16 protein-coding genes are annotated in these 14,837 nt (G+C 49.2%); all 16 read left to right on the top strand.

The window, feature by feature from the left end:
- The first annotated feature begins 163 nt into the window (after positions 1–163).
- Positions 164–667, top strand: a complete 504-nt coding sequence (accB, locus tag ACETK5_RS17355) for an acetyl-CoA carboxylase biotin carboxyl carrier protein (RefSeq protein ID WP_326117859.1) — start codon at positions 164–166, stop codon at positions 665–667.
- Positions 668–721: 54 nt separating this feature from the next.
- Entirely contained in the window at positions 722–2,065 is a 1,344-nt protein-coding gene (accC, locus tag ACETK5_RS17350) for an acetyl-CoA carboxylase biotin carboxylase subunit (RefSeq protein ID WP_100536238.1), read from the top strand.
- Positions 2,066–2,183: 118 nt separating this feature from the next.
- Complete coding sequence (locus ACETK5_RS17345) at positions 2,184–2,597, top strand: Asp23/Gls24 family envelope stress response protein (protein WP_009591235.1); 414 nt, start codon at positions 2,184–2,186, stop codon at positions 2,595–2,597.
- Positions 2,598–2,668: 71 nt separating this feature from the next.
- Positions 2,669–3,208 (top strand): alkaline shock response membrane anchor protein AmaP, encoded by a 540-nt coding sequence (amaP, locus tag ACETK5_RS17340; protein ID WP_394056925.1) that lies wholly within the window; start codon positions 2,669–2,671, stop codon positions 3,206–3,208.
- Between the two features lie 15 nt (positions 3,209–3,223).
- Positions 3,224–3,457 carry a DUF2273 domain-containing protein gene (locus ACETK5_RS17335; RefSeq protein WP_006209372.1) on the top strand — a complete coding sequence of 78 codons (234 nt, stop codon included), beginning with the start codon at positions 3,224–3,226 and terminating at the stop codon, positions 3,455–3,457.
- 176 nt (positions 3,458–3,633) lie between these two features.
- Complete coding sequence (gene nusB / locus ACETK5_RS17330; RefSeq protein WP_100536240.1) at positions 3,634–4,092, top strand: transcription antitermination factor NusB; 459 nt, start codon at positions 3,634–3,636, stop codon at positions 4,090–4,092.
- A 61-nt stretch (positions 4,093–4,153) separates the two neighbouring features.
- A complete protein-coding gene (gene folD / locus ACETK5_RS17325; protein WP_100536241.1) occupies positions 4,154–5,014 on the top strand; it encodes a bifunctional methylenetetrahydrofolate dehydrogenase/methenyltetrahydrofolate cyclohydrolase FolD in 861 nt (286 codons plus the stop codon).
- A 1-nt stretch (position 5,015) separates the two neighbouring features.
- The gene (gene xseA, locus ACETK5_RS17320) at positions 5,016–6,386 is read left to right on the top strand and encodes an exodeoxyribonuclease VII large subunit (RefSeq protein ID WP_394056923.1); all 1,371 of its coding nucleotides are present in this window, start codon (positions 5,016–5,018) and stop codon (positions 6,384–6,386) included.
- Positions 6,376–6,636 carry an exodeoxyribonuclease VII small subunit gene (gene xseB / locus ACETK5_RS17315; protein ID WP_394056921.1) on the top strand — a complete coding sequence of 87 codons (261 nt, stop codon included), beginning with the start codon at positions 6,376–6,378 and terminating at the stop codon, positions 6,634–6,636. Before xseA ends, xseB begins: the two co-directional genes overlap by 11 nt.
- On the top strand, positions 6,611–7,534 hold the full coding sequence (locus tag ACETK5_RS17310; RefSeq protein WP_207797494.1) for a polyprenyl synthetase family protein: 924 nt from the start codon (positions 6,611–6,613) through the stop codon (positions 7,532–7,534). The genes xseB and ACETK5_RS17310 overlap by 26 nt, the downstream gene beginning before the upstream one ends.
- A gap of 109 nt (positions 7,535–7,643) precedes the next feature.
- The gene (gene dxs / locus ACETK5_RS17305; protein ID WP_100536243.1) at positions 7,644–9,551 is read left to right on the top strand and encodes a 1-deoxy-D-xylulose-5-phosphate synthase; all 1,908 of its coding nucleotides are present in this window, start codon (positions 7,644–7,646) and stop codon (positions 9,549–9,551) included.
- A gap of 20 nt (positions 9,552–9,571) precedes the next feature.
- On the top strand, positions 9,572–10,444 hold the full coding sequence (locus tag ACETK5_RS17300; RefSeq protein WP_394056918.1) for a TlyA family RNA methyltransferase: 873 nt from the start codon (positions 9,572–9,574) through the stop codon (positions 10,442–10,444).
- A gap of 68 nt (positions 10,445–10,512) precedes the next feature.
- Positions 10,513–11,004, top strand: coding sequence for a hypothetical protein (locus tag ACETK5_RS17295; RefSeq protein WP_326112222.1), 492 nt, complete (start codon positions 10,513–10,515; stop codon positions 11,002–11,004).
- A 17-nt stretch (positions 11,005–11,021) separates the two neighbouring features.
- On the top strand, positions 11,022–11,471 hold the full coding sequence (ahrC, locus tag ACETK5_RS17290; RefSeq protein ID WP_394056916.1) for a transcriptional regulator AhrC/ArgR: 450 nt from the start codon (positions 11,022–11,024) through the stop codon (positions 11,469–11,471).
- Positions 11,472–11,521: 50 nt separating this feature from the next.
- On the top strand, positions 11,522–13,261 hold the full coding sequence (recN, locus tag ACETK5_RS17285; protein ID WP_326112219.1) for a DNA repair protein RecN: 1,740 nt from the start codon (positions 11,522–11,524) through the stop codon (positions 13,259–13,261).
- Positions 13,262–13,361: 100 nt separating this feature from the next.
- On the top strand, positions 13,362–14,696 hold the full coding sequence (gene spoIVB, locus ACETK5_RS17280; protein ID WP_100536248.1) for a SpoIVB peptidase: 1,335 nt from the start codon (positions 13,362–13,364) through the stop codon (positions 14,694–14,696).
- Positions 14,697–14,837 lie beyond the last annotated feature (141 nt).

Here is a 14,837-nt window from a genome sequence, read left to right as displayed (position 1 = left end):
CAGCAGATTTCAACATAAATCACGGTTATACTATAAAACCGAAAGAGTCTAAGGATTGCCTTGGGCTCTTTCTATTTCGCTCGATTGTGATATAATACTCTAAGCTATTGACTGACTGTCCTAAGCAAGGGCTTCCAAGAAAGTGAAGGAGTGAACGTCGATAATGTTTAAATTAAACGAGATCAAGGAACTTATTAAGCTGGTGGATCAAACTTCCGTGCATGAGCTGGAAATTGAGAGCGAAGGTACACGCTTATCCATTAAGAAACCCAACGCAGCCGAGGTTGTTAACAACTATCAGGCAGCGCCGCAAGCGTACATTCCGGCACAGCAAGTGATGACACCACAGATCGCACAGCCGAATACGGCGAATCAAGCACCTGCAGCGGCACCACAGCAGGATTCAGTGGAGGATAGCAACAGCTCATTACATAAAATCGTATCACCGATGGTAGGAACCTTCTATCGTTCCCCATCACCTGAGGCTGGGCCGTTTGTCAGTCCCGGGGACAAGGTGACAGAAAAATCGACGGTCTGCATCATTGAGGCCATGAAACTGATGAATGAACTGGAAGCAGAGATCAAAGGCGAAATCGTAGAGGTTCTCGCGCAGAACGGTCAACTTGTAGAATTCGGGCAGCCTCTGTTTCTGGTGAAACCGGAGTAATATGGAGGGACTCGCCAAGAACGAGAGTCGCAAGAGTCCGAAGGAGGTTACTGCATGACATTTCAAAAAGTGCTTATCGCGAACCGGGGAGAGATTGCCGTTCGTATCATCCGGGCTTGCCGGGAACTCGGCATCGCAACCGTTGCCGTATATTCGGAGCCGGACCGGGAATCCCTGCATGTTCGCCTGGCGGATGAGGCCTATTGCATCGGCCCTACGTTATCGAAAGACAGCTATTTGAATTTCACCAATATCATGAGCGTTGCCACACTGACCGAGTGTGACGCCATTCATCCCGGTTACGGCTTTTTGGCCGAGAACGCGGATTTCGCGGAAATTTGTGAATCCTGCAACATTACCTTTATCGGTCCTTCCGCTGACGCGATCAACCGCATGGGAGATAAGGCTGTTGCGAAGCAGACGATGAAGGATGCAGGTGTTCCGGTTATTCCGGGATCCGACGGATTGGTCGAGGATCTGAACGAAGCCGTTATGCTTGCCCGTGATATCGGATATCCCGTCATTATCAAAGCTACTGCAGGTGGCGGAGGTAAGGGAATTCGGATCGCCGAGGATGAAGAATCGCTGGTTAAACAGATTACAAACGCACAGCAGGAAGCCCAGAAGGCCTTCGGCAATGCAGGCGTATATCTGGAGAAATATCTGACCGGCATGAAGCATGTAGAGATTCAAATTATCGCCGACAAACATGGCAACGCCGTGCATCTCGGGGAGCGTGACTGTTCTGTGCAGCGCCGGAGACAAAAGCTTGTTGAGGAAGCTCCTTGTCCGGTGCTAAGTGAAGAGGTACGCAGCCGGATGGGCGAAGCCGCCGTTCGCGCCGCGAAGGCCGTTAATTATTCCGGTGCAGGTACGCTTGAATTTTTGCTCGGCCAGGACGGTCAGTTCTACTTCATGGAGATGAACACGCGGATTCAGGTGGAGCATCCGGTGACCGAGATGGTGACCGGGGTTGATCTGATTCAGGAAATGATCTCCGTTGCGGAGGGCAACACGCTTTCTTTCACTCAAGAGGAAGTCGTTATTAATGGCTGGTCCATTGAGTGTCGGATTAATGCCGAGAATCCGGACAAGGGCTTTATGCCTGCCCCTGGAACCATTCAGTTCTATTTGCCTCCAGGAGGTCCTGGCGTGCGGGTAGACAGTGCGGCGTATCCAGGTTATACCATTTCGCCTTATTATGATTCGATGATTGCCAAGCTGATTGTATGGGCGCCGACCCGCGATGAAGCCATCGCGAAGATGAAGCGCGCTTTGGGTGAATTCGAGATTGAAGGGATCTATTCAACCATCCCGTTCCATCAGAAACTGATGAACCATCCTACCTTCTTGAAGGGTGACTTCGATATTAAATTTTTGGAAGAAAATGAGATTTGAAACCTTTGGCCAAGTTTGTCATAAACTTGGCCAAATGGTATAGTATGAGTAATAAGAGCGCATGCCTTATGCAGTTCGGGTGCATCCGCTAACTTATTCCGAAAGGTGTGTTGAGACAATGGCGGAAACTTTGCCTACAGAATTTGAACGTACAGATATCGGTGAGATTCAGATTGCACCGGAGGTTATTGAAGTCATCGCTGGACTTGCTACGGTAGAAGTACGTGGGGTTGCAGGGATGAGCGGAGGCTTTGCAGGCGGCATTGCCGAATTGCTCGGACGCAAGAATTTATCCAAGGGTGTCAAAGTGGAAGTTGGACAACGGGAAGCTGCTGTTGACGTATCCGTCATCGTGGAGTATGGCCATCGTCTTCCTGAAGTAGCCGGAGAAATCCAGCGCAACGTGAAACGTTCGATTGAGAATATGACAGGGCTTACGGTGATTGAAGTCAATGTACATATTCATGATGTCCATTTCATGAAATCCGTAGAGAAGACGGAAGAATTGGATCTGGCTCAACGCGTGAAATAGAATAGTTTCAGGCTAGCCCTGGGCAGCGATGTCGAGGGTTTAATCTAATTTTAAGGAGGCTGTGCTGAATCGTGGCCAAAATAATGGACAGACTTTTGCTGTTTATCTACAGCTTAAGTATCGGTGTTATATCCGTAGTTGCCATCCTCCTGTTGAGTGGCGCTGTTCCGTATGAATTAACGAGTGTTCAGGAACAACGCCTTTTCTGGGCTGGAATTATCGTAGCTGCGGTTTTGTTTTTGCTGAGCATCCGTTTCTTCTACATCTCCGTAAGGCGCGATCGCTCGAACCTGAATTCCATCGATCAGCGCACGGAATTTGGTGACATCCAAATCTCGGTGGAGACGATCGAGAATCTATGCCTGAAGGCGGCTTCGCGCGTCCGTGGAGTCAAGGATTTGAAATCCCGGATCAAGGTATCCCAATCGGGTCTTGATATTGCGATTCGCACCGTGGTAGATGGTGAGGAATCCATTCCTACGCTGACAACGGAAGTGCAGAAGCAGGTGCACGACTTTGTTGAAGATACAACAGGAATACCCGTGTCATCCGTATCCGTATATATTGCTAACGTGGTTCAGGCACCAAGCTTCAAGAGCCGCGTGGAATAGAGGTGAGCTTCCCCAATGCCTTGGAAAGAAATATGGGAGAGTCACAGAGGAAGAATTGCCGGGGTGACCGGCGGGCTTGTGTGCGGACTGATTTACTTATTATCCGGTTTTTGGGATATGCTGTTCTTTGCATTAGTGGTATTTATCGGCTATATATTTGGCAAGCGCAAGGATCTGAAGCAGGGCTCCATGTTCCACTTTCAGGAATGGGGACGATGGCTTTCCGAGCGCTGGCGGCCGTTTAAATGAACCCTGTGATATGCTTTCTCCGGAAAAAATGCTGAGGACAGGTGTAGTGCGCCTTTTTTGCGGAGAGAGATATTCACAGGTTTTTTTTTGGCGTTTTAATTGTTGTCAAGTCTTGACGGCAAATGGATCATACTAATTAGAAAAATGGATTCAGCAGGGTCCACAGGAGGAACAAAATGAAAAGACGTGTAGCAAGAGAGATTGTCGTTCAAAGCCTTTACCAGATGGAGATGAACGAAGTCGACAGTGTGGAAGCCGTGTCGATGCTGCTCTCGGAAGCGGCCGAAGAAAATGAGACCGAGCGGGTCATCGGCGACGAAGTTCAAATGAAGGAGTATGTGCTGCAATTGGTCAATGGAACATGGGAATCCAAGGATTCGATTGATGAACTGCTCGCTCATTATTTAAAAGGCTGGCAGGTAAGTCGTCTTTCCCGTGTGGATCGTCAAATCCTGCGTCTGGCTGTATATGAACTGACCTCCCGTGAAGATGTGCCTGGCAAGGTAGCTGTTAATGAAGCGATTGAGTTGTCCAAGCATTTCGGAACCGAGGAGTCAGGGAAATTCGTCAACGGCGTACTGGGCCGGATGATTCAGGAGCTGGATCAAGTCAAGGTGAAGCTGCGTCAGTCTTAATCTGTACGCTAAAGCTTAGCCTGAAACGATATCATTCAATCATAATGGAGGAGAGATTAGGATGACAGCAGCAACGATAATTAGCGGAAAACAGATTTCTGAAGAAATTCGCAAGGGGATTGCGTTAGAAGTAGAACAATTGTCCAAGCAGAATGTCCGTCCTGGTTTGGCTGTTGTACTTGTAGGTGATGATCCGGCTTCGCATGTTTACGTTCGCAACAAGGAGAAAGCATGTCAGGATCTGGGCTTTTATTCCGAGGTGCACCGTCTTTCCGCGGAATCCAGCCAGGAAGAAGTGCTGGCGCTCGTGGACAAGCTCAACGCTCAGGAATCTATTCACGGAATCCTGGTCCAGCTGCCTTTGCCAAAGCACATCCATGAGAAGGCCGTCATTGACGCGATCGCCGTGGAAAAGGACGTGGACGGTTTCCATCCGGTTAATGTGGGTAACCTCGTAATAGGCGATGACAGTCTGCTGCCGTGCACACCTGCCGGCGTGATTGAAATGATCAAGCGGACGGGCATTGAGATTGCAGGCAAGCATGCTGTTGTAATCGGAAGATCCAATATCGTCGGCAAACCGGTATCACTTCTTCTCCAGCGCGAGAACGCCACCGTTACGATGTGTCACTCCAGAACGGGGAATATGGCTGAAATCGCTCGTCAAGCAGACATCCTGGTCGTTGCGATCGGCAGAGCGAATATGATTGATGCCAGTTACGTGAAGCCCGGCGCCGTCGTGATTGATGTCGGCATGAACCGTTTGGAGAACGGGAAGCTTGCCGGCGACGTTGACTTTGAGAGTGTGAAGGAAGTGTCCGGTCCGATTACTCCGGTTCCCGGTGGGGTGGGACCCATGACCATTACCATGCTCATGCAGAATACCTTGATAGCCGCCAAAAGGCTGAATGGGTTGAGCTGATATGAAGTCGGCAGATCCAGGACGAGTATTATCCGTTAAGGATTTAAACCGTTATATCCGCATGAAAATGGAAGGCGACTCCAGGCTCTCCGACGTATGGATCCGCGGTGAAATTTCGAATTTCACCCATCATTCCAGCGGACATATGTACTTTACCTTAAAGGATGAAGGCAGCCGGATTCGTGCGATCATGTTTGCGACTCATAACCAGAGGCTCCCTTTTATACCGAAGGAAGGCTCTCGCGTCATTGCCCGGGGCAATGTGTCAGTGTATGAACGGGATGGTCAGTATCAGTTTTATGCGGTCCAAATGCAGCCTGATGGGATCGGCAGTTTGTACCTTGCTTATGAACAGCTGAAGTCGAAGCTGGAGGAAGAGGGCTTGTTTGCAGCCGAGCGCAAGCGGCCTTTGCCTCGTTATCCCAAGACGATTGGTGTTATAACCTCGCCGACGGGTGCCGCTGTTCGGGATATTATGATCACGATCCGGAGACGGTACCCTCAGGCGAGATCGATACTATATCCTGTGCTGGTTCAAGGCAAAGGGGCTGCTCCTTCGATCGTGAAGGCTATTCGAACGATGAATGACATGGCTGAAGCTGACGTGCTCATCGTTGGGCGCGGCGGCGGATCACTGGAAGAGCTGTGGGCGTTTAACGAGGAGATCGTTGCAAGAGCTATTTATCAATCCGATATTCCCGTCATTTCCGCCGTTGGACACGAAACGGATTTTACGATCGCCGATTTTGTTGCGGATTTACGAGCCGCTACGCCAACGGCAGCCGCGGAACTCGCGGTACCGAGCAGTGCGGAACTAAGGGGGCAGCTTGTTCAAAGACAGCGCCAGCTGAACCAGGGACTACAACAGCGTCTTAAGCGGAGTCGTGAACGTTTACTTTCGCTCCAGCGTTCCCCGGTTCTGGTTCATCCTCGCCGGTATATGCTTCAACATGCCGAACGATTGGACATGCTGTCCCAGCGGCTGCAGGGCAACCTGAAATCCCGGTTATCCCTGGTCCGCCAGCGGCAAAAATCACTGCATCAGGGATTAATCCGGTATAATCCGCGAACCCAAGCGGAGTTCGCCGCGAGAAGAAAAGATCAGGTGAGCCGGCAGTTAATGAATGCGATGCAGTCGATTATGAAATCCAAGATGTCGCAGCTGCAAACCGAAATGAGGCATCTCGATGCGCTCAGCCCGCTGAAAATTATGTCCAGAGGATATAGTCTCGTGTATGACGAGAAAGAGCAAAAGCTTGTCAAATCCATCGAAGATGTCCAGTTAGGCGATTTGGTTAACGTGAGGGTCAGTGATGGACAGCTGCAGTGTCAAGTGTGGGGAATGAAGGAGGATGAAGAAAATGGCGAATGAAACATTAGAGATCAGTTTTGAAGAAGCGATGGCTCAGCTCGAGACGATTGTAGAGCAGTTGGAAGATGGAGACGTGCCGCTGGAAAAAGCGATCGACTTATTTCAACAGGGCATGAAGCTGTCGCAGATGTGCAGCAAAAAGCTGGAGCAGGTTGAGCAAAAAATCGAAATGATCGTGGAAGAAAGCGGAGAACTGAAGCGTAAGCCTTTTGGTGGAACGCTTGATGAGACAGGTGAACTGGGTGAATAACAGACTTCCGATTAAACAATATATGAATGAAATTTGGGACAGACTGGATAGCGAATTAACCAATCTTTTTCCGCCAAGTTGGAAAGTTCCTGAAACCCTTCGCCAGTCCATGTCGTATTCTTTAATGGCAGGCGGCAAGCGAATGCGTCCGCTGCTTGTCATTGCGGCTTGCGAGGCCGGAGGCGGAAATCGTGATGCAGCTCTTCCGGTCGCTTGCGCCGTTGAGATGGTCCATACATATTCCCTTATACACGATGATCTGCCAGCGATGGATGATGATGATTATCGTCGCGGCAAGCCAACGAATCATAAGGTTTTTGGCGAAGCGAGCGCTATTTTGGCCGGTGATGCCTTGCTGACGCATGCCTTTTACAGCGTAATCCAGGCTTCCAGAAAGCATGGGGTTCCGGCTGAACGTGTGCTGTCGATTGTCGAGGATCTTGCGGAGTATGCAGGTCCGCGGGGGATGGTAGGCGGTCAGGTTGCCGATATGGAGGGCGAACAAGGGATAACGACGCTAGAGCAGCTTGAGTATATCCACCTGCACAAGACGAGTGATCTGATCATGTTCTCGCTGATGGCAGGCGGGCATATTGCCGGATGTTCGGAATCCCAAATCGAATCCTTGCGAACCTTCGGGCATCATATCGGCCTTGCTTTTCAGATTCAAGATGATATTCTGGATCTGGTCGGGGATGAGTCCAAGCTTGGGAAGCCGGTACAAAGCGATGTGAAACAGGAAAAAGTAACGTATCCGTTCTTCATCGGTTTGGACGCATCAAGGCGTGAAGTTGAGCGCCTGACAGCAGAAGCCAAGCGGGCCATTTCAGAAGGGAATTTCAATGACCCCTCAAGATTGCTGGAGATCGCAGATTTCTTGATGGCGCGGGATCACTAACCACGCTTTACATGCAAACGGTTTTTTTGTGATATAATGTCTGTTAATGGCTGAATTCATATCAGCTAAAGAAACGTAAACTTAATCAAGGAAAGCGGGGAGATTCTTCGTGCTTCTTCCAAATATCAAACATCCCGAACAACTTAAACATCTATCGGTAGACGAACTCGAGGATTTAGCAGGACAAATCCGTCATTTTCTAATCGAAAAGCTGTCCGTTACCGGTGGCCATCTTGCACCGAATCTGGGAGTGGTTGAACTCACGCTGGCCTTGCACTATTGCTTTGACAGCCCTCGTGACAAGATGATTTTTGACGTGGGCCATCAAGCCTATGTACACAAGATCTTGACCGGACGGATGGATAAATTTGATACGCTCCGTAAATACAAAGGCTTGTGCGGCTTCGTAAAGCGTTCCGAAAGCGAGCATGATGTCTGGGAAGCAGGACACAGCAGCACCTCGCTGTCTGCTGCAATGGGCATGGCGATGGCGCGTGATCTGAAAGGTGACAACAACCGGGTTATCGCCATGATTGGTGACGGTGCCCTTACCGGCGGCATGGCCTTTGAAGCGCTCAACCATATTGGCCACGAGCAGAAAAAGCTGATGGTCATCCTGAATGACAACGAAATGTCAATTGCACCGAATGTGGGTGCCATGCACAATTACTTAAGCAAGATCCGTTCTGATCGTTATTATCTTCGTGCCAAGGACGAAGTGGAAATGCTACTGAAGAAAATTCCTGCCATCGGCGGCAAACTCGCCAAGACGGCAGAGAAGATGAAGGACAGCCTTAAATATATGATGGTTCCCGGCGTTTTATTCGAGGAGCTCGGATTTACCTATCTGGGGCCTGTAGACGGACATGATCTGAACAAACTGATCGATACGTTAAAGCAGGCCGACAATGTGGACGGACCCGTTCTGATTCATGCCGTCACAACCAAAGGCAAGGGATACCGGCCGGCCGAATCCGATTCTCATAAATGGCATGGGATCACGCCGTATAAGATTGAATCCGGTCAAGTGCTTAAAGCGGTAGGAAATCCGATGTACACGGAAGTGTTCGGACAGACTCTGGTTGAGCTGGGGGAACAGGACAAACGGATCGTTGCCGTCACGCCGGCGATGCCGGGAGGCTCCGGTTTGATCCCGTTCAGCAAGAAATTCCCTGACCGTATGATCGATGTGGGGATTGCCGAGCAGCATGCCGCGACCTTATGCGCAGCATTGGCAATGGAAGGCATGAAGCCTGTGTTTGCGGTGTATTCCACGTTTATGCAGCGTGCGTACGACCAAATCGTGCATGATATTTGCCGCCATAACGCCAACGTGATGTTTGCGATTGACCGTGCCGGCTTTGTCGGTGCAGATGGCGAAACCCATCAAGGGGTATATGACGTAGCCTTCATGCGTCATATACCTAATATCGTCATTATGATGCCGAAAGACGAGAACGAGCTTCGTCATATGATGAAAACAGCGCTCGATTATAATGAGGGACCTATTGCTTACCGTTACCCTCGGAACAATGTGCGCGGCGTTCCCATGGACACCGAGCTGGTACCGATTCCTATCGGGACTTGGGAAGTCGTTCGTCCTGGCGAAGGATACGCCATTCTGGCATCGGGTCCTATGGTTCAATTGGCTGAAGAAGCGGCCGAACAGCTCAAGCGGGAAGGCATTACGGTAGAAGTCGTAAATGCCCGTTTCCTTAAACCGCTTGATGGAGGCATGCTGCGGAATCTGGCGGAGACGGGGACGTCGATGCTGGTTCTGGAGGAAGCTTCGCAAGCGGGTAGTCTGGGCAGCGCGGTTCTGGAGTTCTTTGCGGAGCAGGGAATCCATGATGCGGTCGTATCTTTAATGGGGATCGAAGACCGGTTTATCGAGCATGGAAGCATACCGCAGCAGCGTGAAGAAGTAGGGCTGACATTGGAATCGGTTTGTCAGGAGATCCGGAGCCTGAAGAATGCCCGGACAGCCGTACTCGGCAAGAGAAGTTTTATGTCTTAGTAAACCATCAGGAGTATAATATGGATTCATCTCAGAAAGAACGAATTGACATCCTGCTTGTAGAGCAGGGATATTATGAGAGTCGCGAAAAAGCCAAAGCCGCGATTATGGCGGGCCTGGTCTATGCCGGAACCGAGCGAATCGAGAAAGCTGGTATGAAAATTCCAAGGACGTCCGAACTGAAAGTCAAAGGCTCGGTTCATCCCTATGTCAGCCGTGGTGGATTAAAGCTTGAAAAAGCGATTCGTTCATTCGACATCGATATGAAGGGGCGCACGATGCTGGATATCGGCTCTTCAACTGGCGGCTTTACGGATTGCGCGCTCCAGCACGGAGCCAGTTATGTGTATGCGATTGACGTCGGTTATAACCAGCTGGATTGGTCGCTTCGTAACGATGAACGCGTGTGTGTCATGGAGCGGACGAATTTCCGCTATATGACGCCGGACGACTTGAGTGGCCCTCGGCCTGATTTTGCCAGCATTGACGTTTCGTTTATATCCCTTCGCATTATTTTACCGCCTTTGAAGATGCTCCTGGATAAACCGGGCGATGTAGCTGCTCTGATCAAACCTCAATTTGAGGCAGGGCGGGAGAAGGTTGGTAAATCCGGTGTGGTTCGAGATCCAAAGGTGCACAGGGAAGTCTTAACGCAGGTGCTGACGTTTGCGGATGAAATTGGGTTTAAATTAAAAAATCTTACGTTCTCTCCGATTACGGGAGGGGAAGGCAATATCGAATTCCTGGCCCACTGGCGATTAGAGCCAGAGGTTACTGAAAGCTCGGAAGAACCGGCTCAGGAAGATGGACAAGATTCTGTCCATCTGAGTCAATGGATTGATACCGTCGTAACGCAAGCGGCTCATACATTCACAGGAAACTCATCGAAATGATGGGTTTCTTTTGTTGAAAAAGAGGAATTCATGTTCTCATCCGCGAATACAAAATTCGAGGTGAGAGGATGAATGAGCGTTATGATTGGTTATTAATGATATTGCTTGGTGTCGTCATTGCCTTGCTTATCGGTTATAGGCTGAATCGTTGGCTGATGTCGCCATCACCGGATCGACTGCCGGGCATCCCGATAAATGAACACATTCCAGATCACCCAGCCATTGGGATGCTCGAACGAGAAGGATATGACGTGGTTGGGGGCAAAGTAAAAATAAACTTGTCATTTGAAACGGGACAGAGACCCATCTTGAGTCGGTTGTTTATAGATTACGTTGCATCCGATGACAGTGGCGAGCTGTACATGGTGAAGCTGGCACGGGAACGGATGCCGGTCGACTGGACGGGCTCTGGCATTCGCGATCGGTTGATGCCGTTTTTGCTGCTGTATCCCGAATGTGCCGGTCTGCTCTATATCGACGTGAATGAGAAGTCGATTCACCGTTTAAGCATGGATTGGTCGGACGAAGAATGGATTGGTCAAGATGATTACAACAGTTAATACTCAGGAGGCTCTTTATGAAGGGACAACGCCATATTAAAATCAGGGATATTATTACCCACCAGGATATTGAGACACAGGATGAGCTTGTAGACGCATTGCGTTCGGAAGGTTTTCAGGTCACTCAAGCTACGATTTCACGTGATATAAAAGAACTGCTGCTCATTAAGGTGCCTACAGATGATGGGCGATATAAATACTCCATGCCGACGGATCAGCGTTATAACCCTGTGCAGAAGCTCAAAAGAGCGCTTGTCGATAATTTTGTTTACATTGACCGTACCGGTAATCTTGTAGTCATGAAATGCTTGCCCGGGACAGCTAATTCGGTTGCCGTGCTGCTCGATAATATGGAATGGTCCCAGATCATGGGCACCATTTGCGGCGATGACACGATATTGCTGATTTGCCGAACGGAAGATGACGGGGAACATGTCGTTGCCCAAATTAAAAATTTCATTTCGTAATAAACATTGTGATTCATTGGCAGTTTTAAGCAGTAGCGGAGGTGGGAAACATGTTAAACACGCTATCCATTCGGAATCTGGCTGTTGTAGAAAGCGTGGATGTGCATTTTTATCCGGGATTTCACGTACTGACGGGGGAAACCGGAGCAGGTAAGTCCATCATTATTGATGCGCTCGGATTAATTGCTGGCGGCCGCGGTTCGGCTGATCTGATTCGCTACGGATGCGACAAAGCGGAGATTGAAGCTCTGTTTGAGCTGCCTGTGGAGCATCCCGTATGGGAAACACTGAAGAAGCTGGGGGTTGAAGCGGATCCGGAAGAGCATTTATTAATTCGGAGAGAACTGACATCTCAAGGAAAAAGCACGTCGCGTATTAACGGACAACTGCTAAACTTAAGCATGCTGCGTGAAGTTGGAGAAAAGCTCATCAATATCCATGGTCAGCATGAACATCAAAGCTTGCTGCGTTCAGAGCAGCATATGGGTCTTCTGGACACGTACGGGGATAAGGTCATAGGGCCTGCCAAGCAGAAGTATCAAGCGTTGTACGGAGAATTCAGTAAAGTCGAGAGAGAGCTCAAGGACCTGCAGGAGACCAGCCAGAAGGCGTATCAAATGCTGGATATGTATCGGTTTCAGCTGGAGGAGATCGCGGCTGCGGAGTTGAAAACCGGTGAGGACGAGGAATTGTCCGAAGAAAGAACCAAGCTGTCCCACAGCGAGAAGATGATGGATTCCGTTGCCGGAGCATACGACCTATTGTACGGGTCCTCGGGACTGGAATCCGTCAGCCGTGCCCTCTCCCGATTGGAGGATGTGTCCGGGTACGATGAGAAGGGGCTAAAGCCGCTTGTTGAGCAGCTGCAATCCGCTTATTATCAGCTGGAGGATGCGGTATTCCAGCTTAGGGATTATCGCGACAGCATTGAATTCAATCCGGAACGGCTGAATGAAATTGAGCTTCGTTTAGATATGATCTCCGGATTGCGCCGAAAATATGGGGATAATGTAGAGCAAATTCTGGAATACTACGTGAGAATTCAGCAGGAAACCGATATGCTGGAGAATAAGGACGAATTTATTCAAGCGTTGGAACAGCGTCGTGACGAGCTGTTAAGTGTGCTGTTGGTTAGCGCTAAAGAGCTTAGTATTGCCCGCAAGCAGTGTGCGCAAGATTTAGCACGGCAAGTGGAGGGGGAACTGAAGGATCTTCAAATGGAACGCACCTCGCTTGAGGTTCGGATGGAACTGCAGCTGGATCCTAACGGTTACGAATATGAAGGACATAAAGTAAGGTTGACCAGACAAGGTATGGATACGGCCGAATTCCTGATATCCGCCAATCCGGGTGAGCCTCTGCGTCCGCTTGCCAAAATTGCTTCGGGTGGAGAAATGTCCAGAATTATGCTGGCGATGAAGAGTATTTTTGCCCGTCATGATCAAATACCGGTCTTAATCTTTGATGAAGTCGACACAGGTGTCAGTGGAAGGGCTGCCCAATCGATTGCGGAGAAGCTGTTTTTGCTGGCCAAAACCTGTCAGGTGTTCTCCATTACGCACTTGCCGCAGGTCGCTTGCATGGCGGATCATCAGTATTTAATCGAGAAGAAGCTGGAAGCCTCCAGAACGATGACGCAAGTAGAAAACCTGAATGAAGAGGGGCGTGTAAAGGAGCTTGCTCGGATGCTTGGCGGAGTCGAGATCACCGAAAAGACACTTCATCATGCCCAAGAAATGCTCAATCTGGCGGCAGCGCAAAAGGCTTCCAGAAAGGCTTTGGGTCAATGATTGACAGTTATAAATCCTTAAGGGCAGGGTAACTTAAAGGTACGCAATTGGCGACCACCTTTTCGTCAAGCGAAAGAAGAAAAAGGGAGCGTGACAGCCATTGAAGCCCAACCTCAGGAGAAAACTGCTCGGTTTCGTTCTTGCTTTCCTTCTTTGTTTCATTGGAACTGCTGATCCTGTCCAGTCTTTTGCTTCATTGCCTAATGAGCTGAGATTGATTTCCGGTCAGCAGTCCCGTCTTGATGTTGCCATGCCTGTTCAAGCCCTCGCTTCAGTTGATCGCCCGGATGTCCTGCAGCTCAACGGCTCCCGCGAGTCAAAACTTCAAGTATCGCTAAAGCATCCACTGCAGCTGAATCCCCAGCAAAGCGGAAATGCCGAAGTTACCCTGAAATTATTTGGTAAAATTCCTCTGAAGACAGTTCATGTGAAGGTGATCCCCGAACTCAAGGTCATTCCAGGAGGTCAAACCATCGGCGTCAAAGTGAAATCCTCCGGTATACTGGTTGTTGGGCATCATCTGGTACGCGTTCAAAACGGTGCTAAAGTGTCTCCTGGAGAAGCAGCTGGCCTGAGGGTTGGCGATCTGCTTACCAAGATGGATGGAAAGCCGCTTAATGATGTAACAAAGGTCGCTGACATCGTCAAGAAGGCCGGTGAAGCCAACCGGCCCTTGGATATCTCCTTTAAGCGGGGCGGCAAAGAAATGACAACAAAGCTCAGTCCGGCATATGATCAAGAAGATCAAAGCTGGCGCCTTGGTCTGTATATCCGTGATTCTGCAGCAGGTGTAGGAACTTTAACATTCTATGCGCCTCACCAAAAAGTCTACGGAGCTCTGGGCCATGTCATTACCGATATGAATACTCAAACCCCCATTGATGTTGGAAGCGGCCAGATCGTTCAGTCCAACGTTACATCCATTAGCCGAAGTGAAGAAGGCGAGCCGGGAGAAAAACGGGCAACCTTCACAAAAGACGGCAAGATATTGGGCAATGTTGAGCGTAATACTCATTTCGGAATCTTCGGTAAAATGAATAATCTTCCTGAACACGGTTTGTATCAGGAGCCAATACCCGTAGCTTTATCCCATGAGGTTAAGGAAGGTCCCGCAGAAATTTTAACTGTCGTAGAAGGCCAAGAGGTTGAACGTTTTACAGTGGAGATCGTACACGTCTCCAAACAGGATACTCCCGCAACGAAAGGACTTGTACTTCGTATTACCGATCCGAGACTGCTTAAGAAGACAGGCGGAATCGTACAAGGCATGAGCGGCAGTCCAATCGTTCAGGATGGCAAGCTGATAGGAGCAGTAACCCACGTTTTTGTAAATGATCCGAAATCGGGGTATGGATGCTTTATCGAATGGATGCTTCAGGACTCCGGCGTACTACAATCTACAGAATCAACTCCTCAAAATCTTAAGGCAGGTTAATGCCTTGAGATTTTTTGTCGTAAAATAACGAATTAGAGATTAATTTGAAACAAAATATTTAATTATAAATCAACTTCAAAAAAAAATAAAGAAAAATAATTTTCGACAGAAGGAATTTAAATGAGTATGTCGAAAACTTTA

The sequence above is a fragment of the Paenibacillus ilasis genome (genome assembly GCF_043195395.1).
Classification (GTDB): Bacteria; Bacillota; Bacilli; order Paenibacillales; family Paenibacillaceae; genus Paenibacillus_AQ; species Paenibacillus_AQ lautus.
This window is presented reverse-complemented; position numbering and strand designations above follow the sequence as displayed.

Bases quoted from the DNA above. Each gene is read 5' to 3' on its own strand.
- recN (WP_326112219.1), top strand. From the start codon at position 11,522: ATGTTAAACACGCTATCCATTCGGAATCTGGCTGTTGTAGAAAGCGTG.
- ahrC (WP_394056916.1), top strand. From the start codon at position 11,022: ATGAAGGGACAACGCCATATTAAAATCAGGGATATTATTACCCACCAG.
- accC (WP_100536238.1), top strand. From the start codon at position 722: ATGACATTTCAAAAAGTGCTTATCGCGAACCGGGGAGAGATTGCCGTT.
- ACETK5_RS17300 (WP_394056918.1), top strand. From the start codon at position 9,572: ATGGATTCATCTCAGAAAGAACGAATTGACATCCTGCTTGTAGAGCAG.
- xseA (WP_394056923.1), top strand. From the start codon at position 5,016: ATGAAGTCGGCAGATCCAGGACGAGTATTATCCGTTAAGGATTTAAAC.
- nusB (WP_100536240.1), top strand. From the start codon at position 3,634: ATGAAAAGACGTGTAGCAAGAGAGATTGTCGTTCAAAGCCTTTACCAG.
- accB (WP_326117859.1), top strand. From the start codon at position 164: ATGTTTAAATTAAACGAGATCAAGGAACTTATTAAGCTGGTGGATCAA.
- ACETK5_RS17295 (WP_326112222.1), top strand. From the start codon at position 10,513: ATGAATGAGCGTTATGATTGGTTATTAATGATATTGCTTGGTGTCGTC.
- ACETK5_RS17345 (WP_009591235.1), top strand. From the start codon at position 2,184: ATGGCGGAAACTTTGCCTACAGAATTTGAACGTACAGATATCGGTGAG.
- xseB (WP_394056921.1), top strand. From the start codon at position 6,376: ATGGCGAATGAAACATTAGAGATCAGTTTTGAAGAAGCGATGGCTCAG.
- folD (WP_100536241.1), top strand. From the start codon at position 4,154: ATGACAGCAGCAACGATAATTAGCGGAAAACAGATTTCTGAAGAAATT.
- ACETK5_RS17310 (WP_207797494.1), top strand. From the start codon at position 6,611: ATGAGACAGGTGAACTGGGTGAATAACAGACTTCCGATTAAACAATAT.
- ACETK5_RS17335 (WP_006209372.1), top strand. From the start codon at position 3,224: ATGCCTTGGAAAGAAATATGGGAGAGTCACAGAGGAAGAATTGCCGGG.